The sequence below is a fragment of the Proteiniclasticum sediminis genome, from assembly GCF_018128025.1.
GTDB lineage: Bacteria > Bacillota > Clostridia > Clostridiales > Clostridiaceae > Proteiniclasticum > Proteiniclasticum sediminis.
Map to the genome: position 1 here is coordinate 1 of NZ_JAGSCS010000005.1, position 17713 is coordinate 17713.

General features: G+C 53.8%; 16 protein-coding genes and 2 rRNA genes. 15 read left to right on the plus strand and 3 right to left on the minus strand.

The window, feature by feature from the left end; translation table 11 throughout:
• The 4 genes from KCG48_RS05245 to KCG48_RS05260 form a co-directional block, all read left to right on the plus strand.
• Positions 1 to 1699 (plus strand): 23S ribosomal RNA (locus tag KCG48_RS05245); the annotation flags it as partial.
• Positions 1700 to 1767: 68 nt separating this feature from the next.
• Positions 1768 to 1885, plus strand: a 5S ribosomal RNA gene (gene rrf, locus KCG48_RS05250).
• Between the two features lie 178 nt (positions 1886 to 2063).
• Positions 2064 to 2639: a TetR/AcrR family transcriptional regulator gene (locus KCG48_RS05255; protein ID WP_211800346.1), complete on the plus strand. Its 576-nt coding sequence runs from the start codon at positions 2064 to 2066 to the stop codon at positions 2637 to 2639.
• A gap of 2 nt (positions 2640 to 2641) precedes the next feature.
• Positions 2642 to 3385, plus strand: coding sequence for a CPBP family intramembrane glutamic endopeptidase (locus tag KCG48_RS05260; RefSeq protein WP_211800349.1), 744 nt, complete (start codon positions 2642 to 2644; stop codon positions 3383 to 3385).
• Positions 3386 to 3469: 84 nt separating this feature from the next.
• Here KCG48_RS05260 and KCG48_RS05265 read toward each other — a convergent pair whose 3' ends face one another.
• Entirely contained in the window at positions 3470 to 3949 is a 480-nt protein-coding gene (locus KCG48_RS05265) for a PTS sugar transporter subunit IIA (RefSeq protein WP_211800351.1), read from the minus strand.
• A 214-nt stretch (positions 3950 to 4163) separates the two neighbouring features.
• Here KCG48_RS05265 and KCG48_RS05270 point away from each other — a divergent pair, with 214 nt between their 5' ends.
• The 6 genes from KCG48_RS05270 (at position 4164) to KCG48_RS05295 (ending at position 10341) form a co-directional block, all read left to right on the plus strand.
• Positions 4164 to 5144 carry a polysaccharide deacetylase family protein gene (locus KCG48_RS05270; protein ID WP_211800353.1) on the plus strand — a complete coding sequence of 327 codons (981 nt, stop codon included), beginning with the start codon at positions 4164 to 4166 and terminating at the stop codon, positions 5142 to 5144.
• Between the two features lie 15 nt (positions 5145 to 5159).
• Positions 5160 to 5849: a response regulator transcription factor gene (locus KCG48_RS05275; protein ID WP_211800355.1), complete on the plus strand. Its 690-nt coding sequence runs from the start codon at positions 5160 to 5162 to the stop codon at positions 5847 to 5849.
• Positions 5834 to 7279: a sensor histidine kinase gene (locus KCG48_RS05280; RefSeq protein ID WP_211800357.1), complete on the plus strand. Its 1446-nt coding sequence runs from the start codon at positions 5834 to 5836 to the stop codon at positions 7277 to 7279. Before KCG48_RS05275 ends, KCG48_RS05280 begins: the two co-directional genes overlap by 16 nt.
• On the plus strand, positions 7276 to 8775 hold the full coding sequence (locus KCG48_RS05285; RefSeq protein WP_211800358.1) for a hypothetical protein: 1500 nt from the start codon (positions 7276 to 7278) through the stop codon (positions 8773 to 8775). The genes KCG48_RS05280 and KCG48_RS05285 overlap by 4 nt, the downstream gene beginning before the upstream one ends.
• Positions 8776 to 8927: 152 nt before the next feature.
• Positions 8928 to 9842: a diacylglycerol/lipid kinase family protein gene (locus KCG48_RS05290; RefSeq protein WP_211800359.1), complete on the plus strand. Its 915-nt coding sequence runs from the start codon at positions 8928 to 8930 to the stop codon at positions 9840 to 9842.
• Positions 9843 to 9861: 19 nt separating this feature from the next.
• On the plus strand, positions 9862 to 10341 hold the full coding sequence (locus tag KCG48_RS05295; RefSeq protein WP_211800360.1) for a hypothetical protein: 480 nt from the start codon (positions 9862 to 9864) through the stop codon (positions 10339 to 10341).
• Between the two features lie 51 nt (positions 10342 to 10392).
• On the opposite strand, the gene KCG48_RS05300 is transcribed toward KCG48_RS05295, so the two are convergent.
• The gene (locus KCG48_RS05300) at positions 10393 to 11022 is read right to left on the minus strand and encodes a hypothetical protein (RefSeq protein WP_211800361.1); all 630 of its coding nucleotides are present in this window, start codon (positions 11020 to 11022) and stop codon (positions 10393 to 10395) included.
• 172 nt (positions 11023 to 11194) lie between these two features.
• Here KCG48_RS05300 and KCG48_RS05305 point away from each other — a divergent pair, with 172 nt between their 5' ends.
• The 4 genes from KCG48_RS05305 to KCG48_RS05320 are packed head-to-tail and all read left to right on the plus strand — an operon-like array spanning position 11195 to position 16280.
• Positions 11195 to 13198 carry a urocanate hydratase gene (locus tag KCG48_RS05305; protein ID WP_211800362.1) on the plus strand — a complete coding sequence of 668 codons (2004 nt, stop codon included), beginning with the start codon at positions 11195 to 11197 and terminating at the stop codon, positions 13196 to 13198.
• Complete coding sequence (gene ftcD / locus KCG48_RS05310; protein ID WP_211800363.1) at positions 13199 to 14098, plus strand: glutamate formimidoyltransferase; 900 nt, start codon at positions 13199 to 13201, stop codon at positions 14096 to 14098. It abuts the gene before it with no gap.
• 3 nt (positions 14099 to 14101) lie between these two features.
• Positions 14102 to 15373 carry an imidazolonepropionase gene (gene hutI, locus KCG48_RS05315; RefSeq protein WP_211800364.1) on the plus strand — a complete coding sequence of 424 codons (1272 nt, stop codon included), beginning with the start codon at positions 14102 to 14104 and terminating at the stop codon, positions 15371 to 15373.
• Positions 15360 to 16280 (plus strand): NAD(P)/FAD-dependent oxidoreductase, encoded by a 921-nt coding sequence (locus KCG48_RS05320; protein WP_211800366.1) that lies wholly within the window; start codon positions 15360 to 15362, stop codon positions 16278 to 16280. Before hutI ends, KCG48_RS05320 begins: the two co-directional genes overlap by 14 nt.
• Before the next feature lie 50 nt (positions 16281 to 16330).
• Here KCG48_RS05320 and KCG48_RS05325 read toward each other — a convergent pair whose 3' ends face one another.
• Complete coding sequence (locus KCG48_RS05325) at positions 16331 to 16969, minus strand: RusA family crossover junction endodeoxyribonuclease (RefSeq protein ID WP_211800368.1); 639 nt, start codon at positions 16967 to 16969, stop codon at positions 16331 to 16333.
• 285 nt (positions 16970 to 17254) lie between these two features.
• Between KCG48_RS05325 and KCG48_RS14740 the strand changes: the two genes are divergently transcribed.
• The coding region (locus KCG48_RS14740; RefSeq protein WP_408004699.1) for a tRNA (adenosine(37)-N6)-threonylcarbamoyltransferase complex transferase subunit TsaD at positions 17255 to 17713 on the plus strand (459 nt) is incomplete at its 3' end.

Sequence of the window (17713 nt, forward strand, 5' to 3'; positions counted from 1 at the left end):
CGCCGCGGTAGAGGAGCGTTCTGTACTGGCTGAAGCCATACCGTAAGGAGTGGTGGACGGTACAGAAGTGAGAATGTTGGCATAAGTAGCGAGATGCGGGTGAGAATCCCGCAGGTCGAAAATCTAAGGTTTCCTGAGGAAGGTTCGTCCGCTCAGGGTTAGTCGGGTCCTAAGCCCAGGCCGAGAGGCGTAGGTGATGGACAATCGGTTGATATTCCGATACCACTACGAAGCGTTTGACCGAAGGGGTGACGCAGGAGGATAAGATGTGCGTACGATTGGATTGTACGTCTAAGCATCAAGGAAGGACAGGGAGGCAAATCCCCCGGTCCGTTAATTCTGAGGTGTGATGGGGAGGAGCCTACGGGCTTCGAGTATCTGATTTCACGCTGCCAAGAAAAGCCTCTAGGGAGCTCGCGTAGTGCCCGTACCGCAAACCGACACAGGTAGATGAGGAGAGAATCCTAAGACCATCGGAAGAATTGTTGTTAAGGAACTCGGCAAATTAACCCCGTAACTTCGGGAGAAGGGGTGCCCGGCGCAAGCCGGGCCGCAGTGAAATGGCCCAAGCAACTGTTTAGCAAAAACACAGGTCTCTGCTAAAGCGAAAGCTGATGTATAGGGGCTGACGCCTGCCCGGTGCTGGAAGGTTAAGGGGATCACTTAGCGCAAGCGAAGGTGTGAACTTAAGCCCCAGTAAACGGCGGCCGTAACTATAACGGTCCTAAGGTAGCGAAATTCCTTGTCAGGTAAGTTCTGACCCGCACGAATGGCGTAATGACTTGGGCACTGTCTCAACAACAAATCCGGCGAAATTGTAGTGCAAGTGAAGATGCTTGCTACCCGCGATTGGACGGAAAGACCCCGTAGAGCTTTACTGTAGCTTAGCATTGAGTTTCGATATTGTCTGTACAGGATAGGTGGGAGACTGGGAAAGCGGATCGTCAGGTCTGCTGGAGTCACCCTTGGGATACCACCCTGGCAGTATTGAGATTCTAACCGGCGGCCCTGATCGGGTCACGGGACATTGTTAGGTGGGCAGTTTGACTGGGGCGGTCGCCTCCTAAAAAGTAACGGAGGCGCCCAAAGGTTCCCTCAGAACGGTCGGAAATCGTTCGTAGAGTGCAAAGGCAGAAGGGAGCCTGACTGCGACACATACAGGTGGAGCAGGGACGAAAGTCGGGCTTAGTGATCCGGTGGTACCTCGTGGGAGGGCCATCGCTCAACGGATAAAAGCTACCTCGGGGATAACAGGCTTATCTCCCCCAAGAGTCCACATCGACGGGGAGGTTTGGCACCTCGATGTCGGCTCGTCGCATCCTGGGGCTGAAGTAGGTCCCAAGGGTTGGGCTGTTCGCCCATTAAAGCGGCACGCGAGCTGGGTTCAGAACGTCGTGAGACAGTTCGGTCCCTATCCGTCGCGGGCGTAGGAAATTTGAAGGGAGCTGTCCTTAGTACGAGAGGACCGGGATGGACCAACCTCTGGTGTACCAGTTGTTCTGCCAAGAGCATGGCTGGGTAGCTAAGTTGGGACGGGATAAACGCTGAAAGCATCTAAGCGTGAAGCCCACCCTAAGATAAGATTTCCCATGGCGCAGGCCAGTAAGATCCCTTGAAGAACACAAGGTAGATAGGTGAGAGGTGTACGTGCAGCAATGCATTCAGCTTACTCATACTAATCGATCGAGGGCTTAATCAAAAGAAGCTCAAACTTTACCGAAACTTTCTTCCGTATGCAGTTTTGAAGGAACACCGTTTCTTCAACAATCTGGTGTCGATGACATATAGGGCTACACCCGTTCCCATTCCGAACACGACGGTTAAGCCTATAGGTGCCGATGATACTGCAGGGGCAGCTCTGTGGGAAAGTAGGGGGATGCCAGTTACAGAGCCTCCGAGCTAACGCTCGGAGGCTTTTTTTGTCGTGACGTAAAATAATAAGCGGTGTAGAGAATGATAGAAAATGACAGGTCCGAAAAAGATTGACAGGAAGACAAAGGAATGGTAAATTAAATATCAAGTGTTATGTATCGAATGATATTTAAAAAAAGAGGTGGAAGACCATGCCCCCAAAGGTAAGAATAACAGATGACGCCATCCTCGATGCAGCCCTGGCCATTACCCGGGAAAAAGGGATTGACGGGGTCAATGTGCGGGAGATTGCGAAGGCATTAGACTGCTCCATTCAGCCGGTTTTTCGGAATTTCCAAAGTATGGAAAACTTGAAAAATGCCCTCTACCAGCGCGTGGAGGAGGAGCATAATGCTGCCATGGAGAAAGGACTCCAAATGCATCCTATCCCTTTTCTGGGGTTGGGAATGGCCTACATCCAGTTTGCCAAAGAGGAGAAGAATCTCTACAAGTTTCTCTTCATGTCCGCAGCGATCCCCAAAAAAGGATTTTTGGAGATGATCAAAGAAGAAGAGAACCAGCCCATCGTGGATCTCATTGCCCAGATGACTGGCCTCCCGCGAAAGACCGCGGAAGAACTGTTTATGGATATCTGGCTCATGGTTCAGGGGATTGCTTCCCTGGTGGCCACCAATGATTTTGAAGTCAGTGAAGCGGAAATCGAAAAAATACTGAAGGATACCTTTCTAGGGCTCAAAATGCAACTCGCCAAAACAGAGGAGCAGTGAAAATGAAAAGTAACACACAAAATCCAGCCCTAAGACATGCCTTGTTGTGGATCGCGCTCTATGTCGCCGTGGCCAATATTGGGCAGGCTCTCTCCGAGGCCATGGGGGTTCCGGATAGCATGACGAGTCTCCTGCTATTTCTTCTCTCCGGATTTTTCTGGATGAAGTGGAAGAAGGGGGAAGGCCTAAAGTGGACAGCCTTTTGGAAGATCACGGGGGAAGACGGCCGCCGGGCCTTGTACTTTATCCCGCTGGGGCTGATGATCCTGATTCAGTTCAGCCAGGGGATCGAGAAAGCTTTAACGCCGCTGACTCTGGCAATCATCATCCTGAAGATGATCAGTGTGGGATTTCTCGAAGAAGCGATCTTTCGGGGCCTTCTTCTTGATGCCGTGGCAAAGCGATCCGGAGTGAACCGGGCGATTGTGATTTCAGGGGTGACCTTTGGTGTGGGCCATATTGTAAATCTTGCCCAGGGTTATTCCCTTTCCGACCAGCTTTTCCAAATTCTGGCGGCGGTAGCCATCGGCATTTTGCTGGCACTTCTGGCCACCCGAACCGGGAACCTGGTCCCGGGAAGTCTTTTCCATATCCTCTTCAACATCAGCGGCAGCGTGGCCCTGAAGGGAACGGTTCAGCAGGAAATGACCGCACTTCTTCTCATTCTTGTACTCTGTGCAGGCTACGGCTTTGCTATCCTTCGGCTGCAGCCCCTGCCTCAGGAAAGGGTCCTGCTGGCCGATTAACGGGGATCCTTCACCACCGAACATATTTTCCGACATATAAAAAGAGCATGGGTGTTCCTGAATACCCATGCTCTTTCAAATGACTTATTTTGCGGTATAGGTGAGGACGGCAGTCTTTCCGGCCTCCACGTCGATGCCCACATGGGCTTCGAATTCCTTGAGAAGATCCAGCTCGGTGAAGATGACGGGGGTCAGCAGGGACAGGCCCTTGCCGGTGATGAACTCCCGGTCGAAGCGGACGATGGCTTCGCCTTTCTTCACATAGTCTCCTTGCTTTTTCAGGGCGGTGAAGCCTTCTCCATTGAGGGATACGGTGTCCAGGCCGATATGGACGAGGATCTGAACCCCCTTGTCCAAGGTCATGCCAAAGGCATGCTTGGTACCGAAGAGCATGGTGAGCTCTCCATCCGCCGGGGCCACCACGGTGTCTCCAGTGGGGTCAATGGCTACGCCGTCGCCGGCCATTTTTTCAGCAAATACGGCATCCGGAACGTCCTGGATCCGGATGGTCCGGCCAGATACGGGTGCGGCAATCTCCAATTGTTTCTTAAAAAAACCAAACATAATTTTCACTCCTTGCCAGCCATCGAAGATGACCGATGCATGTTCTTATTTACCTATTTTACCTTCAAAAGGACGAGAATGCAATTCCAGGGGAAAAACCGTGAACTCCAAAGGATTCCGCCCTTCTCCCAGGTCCATGTGGTAAAATGGAGGTAAGACACAAAAGACAATTTGAATCCTCTTTGTAACTAAAAGAACAGGAGGATTCGTTAGAATGAAATCATATCATGGAGGTTTTATGGGCAGAAAGAATATATTTTCATCAAATCAGAATCGTTATTTTTCAGGAGGGGGACGGGGCAAGAAGGCCCTAGTGTTGCTTCTTCTGGTACTTGTTCTGGGGACGGCTTTAGGCGCCGTCATCTTCAAGTTCTTTGGGGAACGGAACTTCACGTCCAAGACCCCCATCGTGGTGACGGAGACGCCGGCAGAGACCCCGGAGGAACCGGTGGTGAAGCCGGAGGATCTGGTGGAAGACTCCAACCATATCTTTGCGGCAGCCCCCTATGCGTACTCCACGAAAACCGTGCGGGAGTGGATCACCGGTCAGGTGCCGTACACCGGCGAGAAGCTGGCTTTTTTGACCTTCGACGATGGCCCCAGTGTAGCCAACACCGGGAAACTGCTGGACGTGCTCAAAGCCCATAATGCCCGTGCCACATTCTTTATCATCGGCACCAGCATTGAAAAGAACGCCAACGCCGGGGATACCTTAAACCGCATACTGGCGGAAGGAAGCTCCCTGGGCCTTCATAGTTACTCCCATGTGTATGACAAGCTGTATCCCCAGAAAACGGGTGACCCTCTGGTGATTCAGGAGGAGATTCAAAAAACCCAGGATCTGATCCGCAGCACCACCGGGAAAGCCAACTTCACCTCCCATGTCTTCCGTTATCCCGGAGGGCATATGAGCTGGAAGGGGACCGCTGAGGTGGATGCTCTTCTGGCCGAGGATGGGATAGAGCATATTGACTGGAACGCCATGAACGGGGACTCAGAGCCCACGGTCCGGAGGCCCAAGGATGCGGCGGCCACAGCGGCCTTTGTCCTGGATTCCCTGAAATATACGAAAGTGAAAGACGTCATCGTCGTGCTCATGCACGATGCGGAAAATAAAGGGCTCACCCTGGAGGCGCTGCCCGCGGTCATCGAAACCTTGCGAAACGAAGGCTATACCTTTGGAATCCTGAAATAAGAGGGGGGAATTGGAATGAAAATCCTGATCTGTGAAGACGAAGCCAGTATCCGGGCATTTCTGAAGATCAATTTTGAACGAAACGGATTTTCCGTCATTGAAGCGGGATCCGGGGAAGAGGCGTTGCGTCTCACCGAACTGGAAAAACCCCATGTGGCGGTATTGGACGTGATGCTTCCGGGGATCGACGGATTTGAAGTCTGCCGCAGACTCCGGGCCACCCATCCCAATATCGGCATCATCATGCTGACGGCCAAGGGCCAGGATGGAGACAAAATCTCCGGTCTGGAGAAGGGCGCCGATGACTATGTGGTGAAACCCTTCAATCCTACAGAGTTTATCCTCCGGACCAAAGCCCTCATCCGCAGACTGGAAGAGGCCAAGGGCATCCGAGAGGACAGTCAGTTACTCTCCAGCAAGGGATTCACCATGGACAAGTATTCCCAAACCCTGAAAAAGGGCGAGGACACCATCGAACTGACCCCCAAGGAGTTCGCCATCATGAAGATCTTCCTGGAAAACGAGGGCAAGGCCTTTTCCCGGGATGAGCTGCTCAATCTGGTCTGGGGTTATGACTTTGTCGGCGATCCGAAAATCGTCGACGTCAATATGCGCCGGCTTCGGGCCAAAATCGAGGACAATGCCTCCGACCCGCAGTACATTAAGACGGTTTGGGGGACAGGATACCGATGGGGCAAAGAATAGGTAAACAGCATCACCGGAAAAAAACTATTCGGATTTTCGGGAAAAGCCTGAAATCCCGTCTTGCCATCAGTTATCTTTTTATTATCCTTCTCACCATGGTCATCACGGACATGGCGCTGGCCAGCATCCTGCAAAGCTATTTTCGCAGCAACGTTCGGGAGTCCCTGGACAATCAGCTGTCCATCGCTGTAGGAACTTATGAGCGCTACTATGCCGATGATACCCTGGAAGAGAACATCGCCAACGACGAGGATGCTTTCTGGCGGCAGTCTACAGCTTTGGTACAGATCATCAGTCTGAACCGGGAAGTGCTGCTGGACTCCACGGGAAACTTGCCGGCAACCCCCCTTCTGGATGAAGACATCACCATTGCCCTGGAAGGGCGAAGCGGATCTTCGATTTTCATCAGTCCGCAGTCGGGCGAACGGCTCATGGCCGTCTCCCGCCCCCTCATCTCCAATGATGAGATCGTGGGGGTTCTTCGCTTCATCACTTCCTTAAAAGGAGTGGAGCAAACCATGCGGATCATCATCCTGAATTTCGTGCTTTTCGGTCTGGGTATTCTCGTGATTTCCGGGGTCATCAGCAATCTCCTGGGCAGGCGGGTCATCCGCCCCATTGAGGAGCTGACAAAGACCGCAGAAATCATGGCCACCGGAAACTACAATGTGGTGAATCAGAAGTTCCACGAGGATGAAGTGGGAAAACTTTCGGATACCCTGAACCATATGGCCAGCGAAATCAAGAAAAAGGAACAGCTGAAGAATGACTTCATCTCCTCTGTTTCCCATGAACTGCGAACGCCCCTCACTGCCATCAAGGGCTGGGCGGTCACCATCAAGGACCCTGCCACGGATCGGGAGATGCTGGAACAGGGCCTGGGGATCATTTCCGAAGAGGCAGACCGGCTGAAGGACATGGTGGATGAACTCCTGGACTTCTCCAAATTCGTCTCCGGAAAGATCGGACTGGAGCTTCAGACCGTGGATATTCGGGAACTCTTCGATTTTATCCAGACGCACTTTGACGATCGGGCCAAGCGGGAAAGCAAAGATTTTCAGGTGAAAACTTCCGAAAATATGGGCACGGTCTACGCGGATATGAATCGCTTAAAGCAAGTCTTCATCAACCTTTTGGACAATGCCTTCAAGTTTACGGAAGCTGGCGGCACCATCAGCATTTCCATGGAACGGGACCGCAAGATGGTGGATTTCATTGTGGAGGACAACGGCAGCGGGATCTCGGAAGAGGATATCCATAAGGTGAAGGAAAAATTCTTCAAAGGGAAAACCTCCCGTTCCACCAATGGCATCGGTCTCTCCATCTGCGACGAGATCGCCCTCCTCCATGGGGGGGAACTCATCATTGCCAGCCAGGTGGGATTGGGCACCCGTGTCACCTTCCGCATTCCCCAAGGAGAGTTACGATGAGAAAGATGAGAGGAAAACACAATAGAATCCTGATCCTCGCGGCACTCCTCACCATGGGACTGCTTTTTTCCGGCTGCACCTTTGGACTTTCGGAAATGCGGGCAGGGATTGTCACACCGCAAGTCGTCACCAACGCCATTGCCGGCGAGTACGAGTTTGTGAAGGTTACCAGCCTGGAGGAAGGAAAATTTGTGGAAGCCAGCAATTTTCAAAGCTTTTATGCCGATTTTCGCCAGGGCTTTGCCCGAGTGGGCCTGGAGAAGGTGGAGAATCCGGACTATGTGGCCAAGCGAGTCCGAACCTTTGACTATTTCCTCGAGAAGTATCGGGTGAACCCCGATCGGTTCAAGATTGCGGAGGAAACCCTGGAGGTCGTGTCCATCACCTCGGACACGGGATCCTTCTATGAAATTTTCAGGCTGGATGAGGAAAACATCGCCCTGGTGAAAGGAAGCAACTTCATTCAGCTGAAGCGCAAGGAGAAAACCTCCACCGATGGTGACACCCAGGAATATGGGAATGATGTCATCACGGGGGAGGAGTTCCTGACGGATATTGTGGAAGAACCCCGGGCAGGCGTCCTCATCGGTCTTCGGGGGGAGCGCACTGGTGTGGCCAAGGATTCTTCCTACCGCACCCTGTGGATCACCAACGACGGGGAGATCCAAGAGGTCTACGAGATCAAGAACATTCTCTTTCCCCGCAAGGAGTTCTGGAGTCTCTCCGTGGTCTCTTCGGTTCAAAACGGCCTGAAGAAGGAGCACCTGGTCATTGCCTCCCTCAGTTCGCTCAGTAAAGGGGAAGTCCCCGTGGCGACGGCAGCCTTCCCAGGACGTTATGTGGACCTAGATTTTGTCGCCAACAATTATGTGGGAATTTCCACCACGGATGGTCCCTACACCACCCATGAGAAACTGGAGAAGAGCTATACCATCTCCGTGGACGGGTACCAAACCTATACCCCGGCGAACATCATGGATGTAGCAGGTACCGCGGGACTCAAGGCCTTCCGGAACTCACTGGAACAGAAGCTTGCCAAAGACGGTGGCATCTCGGTGGATGAGGTGAATATGGAAGACTTCTACCAGAGCCTCACCCTGAACCGGGAAAGCGGACGATGGCTCATGGGAGCCCTGGCCAAAACCCGGGATGAAGAGGTCTATGTGCCGGTGGCCATGCGACCTCCCGTGAATCTCATCACCTATGACGGCATGACCATCACCTGGGACCGCATCAAGGATAAAGTGCCCCAGGCCCTGGATGCCTTCAATGCCCCAGGAAACAGCTTCATTCTGATCCGGACCCCGAAGTACCTCATGATGTATCGGATCACCGGCGTCAATACCATTTCCGATGAACCGCTGCAGATGATCGAGATTAAAGAGACTGAACAGATCATCATGGCCGAATGGGCCCGGGGCGATTTTGTCCGTCGCTGGACGGAAGTGGCACAAGCCCAAGGTCAAAAAATCATTTTTGTCCAGAATCTGCGGTGAGAAGCAGTGCAAGCTGACTCCCGGCGCAACCGCCCGGAAGTCAGCTGTTATTTTTTTGTGAAAGACCCGGGATGAATTAACAAATGAGCAGATATGAGATACAATGAACATATTGAACAAAATGGAAAATTTGAGGATGGTTGAGGTAAGATATGGCAACGGTAAAACATCTCTTCATCGTCAATCCGGTGGCGGGCAATGGCATTGCGCTACGGATGACCGATACGATACACAAACTGTTTAAAGAACTGAAACTGAAATACACGGACATCGACTATGAGATTGTCTACACCAAGGAAGAGGGCCATGCCACGGAAATTGCCCGGCGCTACAGCGCCAAGGCCGATTACCGCATCTACGCCGTAGGCGGAGACGGAACCCTCAATGAGGTGCTCAACGGCATGGTGGGCTCAGGCTCCAGCCTGGGATGCATCCCCGGAGGTTCCGGGAATGACTTCATCAAGAGCATCGTGACGAAGTTTGACCGCCGGCGGATTCTAATGAATACCGTACTGGGCTCCGAGGAAGAGATTGACCTGGGCGAGGTGGATGGACGGTATTTCATCAACATCGCCTCCATGGGCTTTGATGCCTCCGTGGTGAATAACGTGGAGAAGTTCAAGGCGGTGAAACTCCTGCCCAATAAGTTCGCTTATCTCGCCAGTGTTCTGGATACGGCGAAGGATTTCCAGGATTTGAATCTCAGGATGGTCATTGACGGTGAAGAGCTGGATACCTCGGCCTTCATGGTGGCCATCGCCAATGGCAAGTACTATGGCGGCGGCATCAAAATCGCTCCGGATGCCAATATCCGGGACGGTCTTCTGGATGTCATCCTGGTTCGCAACATCACCCGCAGCAAGATCATGCGATTCCTCCCCCTGGCGGTGCAGGGGAAGCATATGGATTTGGAGGAAGTCACCTTCCAGCGGGCGAAGTCCATTTCCCTCTACAGCGACGAGCCGGTGTACGTCAATATCGATGGGGAGCTGGAAGCCCGCAGGGAAGCCCACTTCAGCATCGGCAACCAAAAAGTCAAATTTATCATCCCGAAGAATTCATTCTAGCGGGAGAAGGAGCGGCATCATGGACGAAAAAAAGAAAAAGATCGAGGCCTTTTCCCATTCTGTGGGGGAGTTCACCCATCAGGCCATTAAGATCTCCGGCGACGCTGCAGGGCTTCTGGCCATGAAGCTGGGAAAGGAATCTCTGGCCTATAAGACCATCCGTACAATGCGAAAGACGGGAGAGGACTGCGGAAATGCCGTGGAAAAGTTCCTCGACGACAACATTCAGAAAGTCCGGGTTCGGATTGAAGAACAGGATCTTCAGGATCTGAAGGACAAGGCCGGCGAGGTCATGGATGATCTGGTGGAAGGCGTCAAAAAGATCGATGTGACAAAAATCGTCGAGCAGATCCGCGAAAAAGCGGATACCATCGTCACCAAGGAAACCCGGGTCTACGGCGATCCCAGCCACTTCTACAAGGAAGAGGATCAGGTGGAGTCGGAAACCTCCGGCATCATTCTGGAAGAAGTGACCTGGACCGATGATTCGGAAAAATAAGCGCTAAAAAATGACCTTCACCGCGGTGGAGGTCATTCTTTATGCCCTCGATCAGGGCTCTTTTTCGATTTTGTCCCCGGCATCGCCAGAAGGGGTCTGGGACGAGGGGGGAGGCGTCTGGGAACTTTGACGATCCCGGGTATACTCCTCCCGGGGGCGATAGGTGGAATCGGGCTTTTTGTCCCGGCCCAGGGCACGGAAGACCAAGTAAAGGCCCAGGAGCAGGATGGCGATGGCCCGGATGGAATCACGGTTCAGCCAATAGGGCATCTCTTCCACGTAGCGTGCATAGCCCAGGAATCCGCCCAGGAGAATCAGCGCCAGGGAAATGATGAGAATCCCCCGGTCCCGGGGTTTGGCAGCGTAATACTGCAGCAGGGAAAAGCCCACGATGACGATGAAGATGGATCCGGTGAGTTCGTCCATGATGGGGACAAACTGCTTCACGAGGAAAAATCCCCCCATGAGGGTTAAAATTCCCGCGGGGATCAGCATGCTGGCATCCCGGTTCCGGTAATTGGCGAAATAGTCTGTTTCCAGAAAGAGCCCGGGAAGCAGGATAAACAGCGGCCACATGTTCCTCATGGAGAACAGATTATCCAGGAAGATGGAGTTATAGAGGGCGCCGGCTCCGATGATGATCAGAATCAGTCCGATATAGTAGGATGTGCGTTTTCTCATGGCATAAACCTCCTCTTTGTTTCATCATACGAGACCTAAATTAAAATCAAATAAAAACGAAGAAGATTCTCGAGTTTTCCAAATCTTCTCCCGTAAAGGTTTATAATCCCTCGGGAAGAAGGTAAAATAAAGATAACGACGCCATGGGCGCACGAATAAGGGGGGATTTATTATGGAAAGGACGATGGACGCAGGGATCCGGGTGGGACTGGATGACATTTTGCCGGAGTATCCGGCCTTTGAACCGGGCATTCGCCGGGCACCAAACCGCGGATACACGCTGAACGAGAAAGACACGCGGATCGCACTCATGAATGCCTTGCGGTATGTGCCGAAGGCCCATCACCAAGTCATGGCCCGGGAGTTTCTGGAGGAACTGAAAACAACCGGACGAATTTACGGGTACCGTTACCGACCAGCAGGCCGCATTTTTGGGAAGCCTCTGGAGGAGTATCAGGGGAACTGTATCGAGGGAAAGGCCATCCAGGTCATGATGGATAACAATCTGGATTTTGCTGTGGCCCTCTATCCCTATGAACTGGTGACCTACGGGGAAACGGGACAGGTCTGTCAGAACTGGATGCAGTACCGTCTCATCAAGCGTTATCTGGAAGAGCTCCGTGCCGAGGAAACCCTGGTCATTGAATCCGGGCATCCCTTGGGACTCTTTAAAAGCCATGCTTTGGCACCTCGGGTGATCATCACCAATGCCCTCATGGTGGGGATGTTTGATCATCCCGACGCCTGGCATTACGCCATGCAGATGGGCGTGGCCAATTACGGCCAGATGACCGCAGGGGGACTCATGTACATCGGGCCCCAGGGCATCGTCCATGGCACCTTCAACACCATCCTCAACGCCGGCCGCATGAAGCTGGGCCTGGTGGGCGAGGAAAACTTGGCGGGCTTTCTCTTTGTGTCCTCCGGCCTTGGCGGCATGAGCGGAGCTCAGCCTAAGGCGGCCGACATTGCGGGGGCAGTGTCCATTGTGGCCGAGGTGGATGCGTCCCGAATCCGAACCCGGAAAGACCAGGGATGGGTCCAGGCGGTGACGGCCAGTGCCGAGGAAGCCTTCCAATGGGCAGAAGGGGCCATGGCAAAAAAGGAAGCCTTATCCATCGCCTTCCATGGCAATATTGTGGATCTATTGAGCTATGCCGTGACGGAGAATAAGGTCATTCATCTCCTTTCTGATCAGACCAGCTGCCATGCACCCTATGATGGGGGCTACTGCCCGGCAGGGATTACCTTTGAAGAAAGAACCCGTCTTCTGGAGGAGGACCGGGAAGGATTCCGGCGCATGGTGGATGACACCCTGCGAAAGCACTATAAACTCATTGTGGCCCTCACCCAGCGGGGCACCTATTTCTTTGACTATGGAAACTCCTTTATGAAGGCCATTTTTGATGCCGGGGTGAGGGAGATCGCCAAAAACGGCCAGGACGAAAAAGACGGATTTATCTTCCCCTCTTATGTGGAGGATATTATGGGTCCGGAGCTCTTTGACTATGGCTACGGTCCTTTCCGCTGGGTTTGCCTTTCCGGAAAGGAAGAAGACCTGGAGGCCACAGACCGCTGCGCCATGGAGCTCATCGATCCCACCCGCCGGGCCCAGGACCGGGATAACTGGAACTGGATCCGGGATGCGAAGAAAAACAAGCTGGTGGTGGGCACCAAAGCCCGCATTCTCTATCAGGATGCAGAAGGACGGCTGAATATCGCCCTGGCCTTCAATGCCCTGGTTCGGGAAGGGAAGGTCGGCCCTATCATGCTGGGCCGGGATCACCACGATGTGTCGGGAACGGACTCCCCGTTCCGGGAAACGGCCAACATCAAGGACGGCTCCAACATCATGGCGGACATGTCCGTCCAGTGCTTTGCCGGCAATGCTGCCCGGGGCATGACCATGGTGGCGCTCCACAACGGCGGCGGCGTGGGCATCGGAAAGTCCATCAACGGCGGCTTCGGCATGGTGCTGGACGGCAGCGAGCGGGTGGACACGATTTTGAAGATGGCCATGCCCTGGGATGTCATGGGCGGCGTGGCTCGCAGATCCTGGGCGAGAAATCCCCATGCTCTGGAAACCAGTCAAAAATTCAATGCAGAAGGCCAGGGATGGATCACCATCCCGGAAATACCGGAAGAAGCGCTGCTGGACAGCCTGTGGGAGGAATAAATGGAACGGATTGTAGAATGTGTACCCAATTACAGCGTCGGACAGGATCTGGAAGTGGTGGAAAAGATCGTCAGCTGCTTCCGCGGAAAAGAAGGAATCAAGCTTCTGGATTACTCCAGTGACAAGGACCATAACCGCAGTGTGGTTACTTTAGTGGGTGAACCGGAAAAGGTGAAGGTCGCCGTGGTGGAATCCGTGAAGGTGGCCATGGCCCATATCGATCTTCGGGAGCACAAGGGGGAGCATCCCCGCATGGGCGCCTGTGACGTCATTCCCTTTATCCCCATCAAGAACTTCACCCTGGAGGATGCCGTGGCCCTGAGCAAGGAAGTGGGCCAGGCGCTGGGAGAACTGGGGGTTCCTGTATTCCTCTATGAGCGCAGCGCCAGCGCCTCCCACCGGGAAAACCTGGCGGCCATCCGAAAAGGTCAGTTTGAAGGGATGCCGGAGAAGATGAAGCTTCCCGAGTGGCAGAGCGATTTTGGCCCCAAGGCCCCCCATGAAAGCTTCGGGGTGGTGGCCGTGGGCGCCCGGATGCCTCTGGTGGCTTTCAACGTCAACCTCAGCACCGCCGATGTGGCCATCGCCGATGCCATCGCGAAAAAGGTCCGCCATATCGGCGGCGGCCTCCGCTATGTCAAGGGCATGGGGGTTTACCTAAAGGAGCGAAATCTCGCCCAGGTGTCCATGAACCTCACGGACTACACGAAAACCTCCCTTTATCGGGCCCTGGAGATGGTGCGCATTGAAGCAAAGCGCTACGGCGTCAGCGTGGTGGGGACGGAGATCATTGGTCTCGTGCCCCAGAAAGCCCTCATCGATTCCATCGAATACTATATGGGCATTGAGAACTTTTCTCCGGACCAGATCCTGGAGAACAAGCTCTCGGAGGAGGCGTAACACGTGAAGGAGATACTGATCCGGAATCTGGCCAGTCTGGCCACTCCTCGAGGAAATGGACCCCAGCAAGGGAAAGCCATGGGACAAATCCTGGAGCTTCAACATCCCTATGTGCTGATCCGGGAGGGGAAGATTGCCGCCATCGGCGGACCGGAGCTGGAGGAGAATCTCTCCCCTGGAGCTATGATATTGGACGGGGAGGGGAAGACCCTTCTTCCGGGCTTTGTGGATGCCCACACCCATCTCGTTTTCGGCGGTACCCGGGAGGAAGAGTTCGCCATGCGGCTTCGCGGCGAAAGCTATATGGCCATCATGGAAAAGGGCGGCGGGATCCGAAGCACGGTGAAGCACACCCGGGAAGCCTCCGAGGAGGAACTGCTCAAGACAGGCTGGGCAAGACTCCAGGCCATGGCGGAGCAGGGGGTCACCACCGTGGAGGCCAAAAGCGGCTACGGCTTGGACCGGGAAACGGAGCTGAAGCAGCTTCGGGTGGCGAAAAAGCTCCATGGTCTTGGCGGACCGGCAGTGGTGTCCACCTTCATGGGCGCCCATGATATTCCTGAAGAGTACACGGGACAAAATGAAGCCTACTTAGCCTATCTGGTGGAAGAAGTGCTTCCCTTTGTCCGGGTGGAGCAGCTGGCGGAGTTTGCCGACATCTTCACGGAGAAGAAGGTCTTCAGCGTGGAGGAATCCCGGGTATACCTCACCCAGTGCCAGGAAGCGGGACTGAAACTGAAAATTCATGCCGATGAAATCCATGATCTGGGGGGAGCACAGCTGGCGGCTGAGCTTCACTGCGTCAGTGCCGACCATCTCCTGAAGGCCAATGAGGCCGGGCTAAAGGCCATGGCCAAGGCCGGCGTCATGGCGGTGCTTCTGCCCTTGACCGCCTTTTCCCTGAAGGAGCCCTATGCTCCGGCAAGGAAACTCATCGATGAAGGGCTGGCCGTGGCCCTGGCCACGGATTTCAATCCCGGCAGCTCCTTTTCCCACTCCATGCCTTTAGTCATTGCCCTGGGCTGTCTCCAGATGGGGATGACCCCGGAGGAAGTCCTCACGGCGGTGACCCTCAATGGGGCGGCGGCGCTGAATCGGGCCCACCTTACGGGAAGTGTGGAAGTAGGCAAGGCGGCGGACCTGATCCTCATCGATGCGCCCTCCTATCGGTTCCTGCCCTACCATTTCGGCATGAACCAGGTGGTGCTCACCATGAAGGGCGGGAAGATTCTCTATCAAAAACAAACACGGGAGGTGAACCATGGAAGAATATGATCTGATTGTCATCGGTGCAGGCGCCAGCGGCATTGAAGCGGCGCTGGAAGCCCGAAGACAGGGCGTGGAAAGGATCCTCCTCCTGGATCGGGAAGAAAATCTCGGCGGGATTCTCAATGAGCTCATTGAAACGGGCCATGGATTCATGGAAAAAGGCATCACCGGTGTGGAGGTGGCGGAGGATCTTCGTCTCCAGGTGGAAAAGTCAAAGATGACGGTGAAGCTCTCCACGCTGGTTCTCGAGGTGAAGCGGGACAAAACCGTGAAGTACGTCTCCGGCAAGGAGGGTGTGGTCTTCGTCAAAGGACGGGCCATCGTCTTTGCCACCGGCGCCCGGGAAAGGCCCCGGGGAGAGCTTAACATTTCCTCCAACAAGTCCGCGGGAATCATGAGTGTGGGTTCGGCCCGGAAGCTCATTGTCAATGCGGGCTACCTGCCCGGAAAAGAAGTCATCATCTACAGCGCAGACATCAACAGCCTCTATATGGCAAAAATGCTCATCATCGAGGGCGCATCCCAGGTGACGGTCATTGAGCCCAGCAAGGGTCAGCGGCAGGCGGATGCCTACTTGGATGACCTGACGGACTTTACCAACATCACCATCCTGTACAGCACAAAGATCACCCAGATCCTGGAAAATGGAAGGATCCGGGGGGTTAAGGTCAAGGACGCGGAAGGAACCGTCCGGGAAATTCCCTGCGACAGCCTTCTCCTCTCCGTGGGCCTGGACCCTTCCCGAAGACTCTTCAAAAAGTTTCGGCGGGGGATGGATGAAATGGGGATGTTTGTGGCCGGAAATGCCGATGAAATCTCTTATGATCTTAAGGTGGTCCGGGACAAGGGAAAACGGGCCGGCGAGGATGCCGCCAAGTACCTGCGGGAAGTCCAAAATCCAGAGGAAAACTAAAATGACCCCTTCGTCCAAAATGATCTGGATGAAGGGGTCACGATTTTGTCTTAGTAGAGTTTGGCGAAGCACCCTTTACAGATGAGGGTGGTTCCTCCATTTCCGCTGATGTAGTTTCCCGGCGCCAGGGGCTTCTGGCAAACGCTGCAGATTTTCCCTGTGGAGGCAGGGGCTTCCTTTTTCGGGGGCTTGCCCATTTCCTTCACTTTTTTCAGTTCACCCTTGCGGTTGGAGGGGGGTTCATAGTTTTTTTTTCGAAGGGGTTCCTCCCGGCGAAGCACGCGAAAATCCATGGCGAAAAGATGCTCGGGATAAAGCTCCAGTTCGAAGCGGGGATTTTCCTTGTCAAAATACTCTTCGATGACCAGGCGGGTGATCTGGGCATCATTGACGATGATGCCGGATTTTTCCACGCCATCGAATATGCTTTTCGTAATGTTGTTGGTATCGGGATGGCGTTTTTCGCTTTTATAAAAAACCTTCAGGATGGCAATGAGGGCACCGGTGAACACCACGCCGGGATTCTGGTTTCGGCTGTGGAGGGCAATGGCCGCTTCATAGTTGGCGTATCGGTCACTATAGCTGCCGGAGTCCCGAGGCAGGAAAAAACGGCCGGATTTGCTGACCATTTTGAAATTGGACTTGCTGATGGGGGTTCCGGGAACCACAATTTTCGCATAATCGGCCATGGATGTCCTCCTCTGGGGGTTCGGAATGAACGTGTATTCTCTTTTATTGTATCACAAATGGGAACTCCTGCCCACGGGGGGAGCAGGAGGAAGACCGGAAAAAGGAGAGAGCTGGGGGGAGCGGATGGGTTTACTGCCGAATTCAGGATTCCTTTAGAAAATCTTCAAGGTTTTTGCGTATCATGGATTTACACGGTATAATAGCATAGACCCAATGCGGGGAAAAGCAGAAATTAAGGAGGGAAGAATTCTTCCCGAGGATAAAATGGGAGGAGTTCCGACAACATGAAAGATATCTATATTCTGGCGATCGAATCCAGCTGTGATGAAACCGCCTGCAGCATTGTAAAAAACGGCCGACAGGTCTTATCGAATATTATTTCCTCACAAATCGACATTCACCAGAAGTTTGGTGGCGTGGTGCCGGAAGTGGCATCCCGAAAGCATGTGGAAAACATCACCGGAGTGGTGGAAATGGCCCTGACGGAAGCAGGCATTTCTCGCCATGACGTGGACGCCGTGGCGGTGACCCATGGTCCCGGCCTCGTGGGGGCCCTTCTGGTGGGCCTGCAGTATGCCAAAGGCCTGGCCTTTTCCCTGGGGGTTCCTCTCATTGGGGTGAACCACATCGAAGGGCACATTGCGGCCAACTATATCCAGTATCCCGATCTGGTGCCCCCCTTCGTGTCCCTGGTGGTTTCCGGCGGGCATACCTTTGTGGTCCATGTGAAGGACTATGACGAC

Bases quoted from the DNA above. Each gene is read 5' to 3' on its own strand.
- KCG48_RS05255 (WP_211800346.1), top strand. From the start codon at position 2,064: ATGCCCCCAAAGGTAAGAATAACAGATGACGCCATCCTCGATGCAGCC.
- KCG48_RS05260 (WP_211800349.1), top strand. From the start codon at position 2,642: ATGAAAAGTAACACACAAAATCCAGCCCTAAGACATGCCTTGTTGTGG.
- KCG48_RS05265 (WP_211800351.1), bottom strand. From the start codon at position 3,949: ATGTTTGGTTTTTTTAAGAAACAATTGGAGATTGCCGCACCCGTATCT.
- KCG48_RS05270 (WP_211800353.1), top strand. From the start codon at position 4,164: ATGAAATCATATCATGGAGGTTTTATGGGCAGAAAGAATATATTTTCA.
- KCG48_RS05275 (WP_211800355.1), top strand. From the start codon at position 5,160: ATGAAAATCCTGATCTGTGAAGACGAAGCCAGTATCCGGGCATTTCTG.
- KCG48_RS05280 (WP_211800357.1), top strand. From the start codon at position 5,834: ATGGGGCAAAGAATAGGTAAACAGCATCACCGGAAAAAAACTATTCGG.
- KCG48_RS05285 (WP_211800358.1), top strand. From the start codon at position 7,276: ATGAGAAAGATGAGAGGAAAACACAATAGAATCCTGATCCTCGCGGCA.
- KCG48_RS05290 (WP_211800359.1), top strand. From the start codon at position 8,928: ATGGCAACGGTAAAACATCTCTTCATCGTCAATCCGGTGGCGGGCAAT.
- KCG48_RS05295 (WP_211800360.1), top strand. From the start codon at position 9,862: ATGGACGAAAAAAAGAAAAAGATCGAGGCCTTTTCCCATTCTGTGGGG.
- KCG48_RS05300 (WP_211800361.1), bottom strand. From the start codon at position 11,022: ATGAGAAAACGCACATCCTACTATATCGGACTGATTCTGATCATCATC.
- KCG48_RS05305 (WP_211800362.1), top strand. From the start codon at position 11,195: ATGGAAAGGACGATGGACGCAGGGATCCGGGTGGGACTGGATGACATT.
- ftcD (WP_211800363.1), top strand. From the start codon at position 13,199: ATGGAACGGATTGTAGAATGTGTACCCAATTACAGCGTCGGACAGGAT.
- KCG48_RS05320 (WP_211800366.1), top strand. From the start codon at position 15,360: ATGGAAGAATATGATCTGATTGTCATCGGTGCAGGCGCCAGCGGCATT.
- KCG48_RS05325 (WP_211800368.1), bottom strand. From the start codon at position 16,969: ATGGCCGATTATGCGAAAATTGTGGTTCCCGGAACCCCCATCAGCAAG.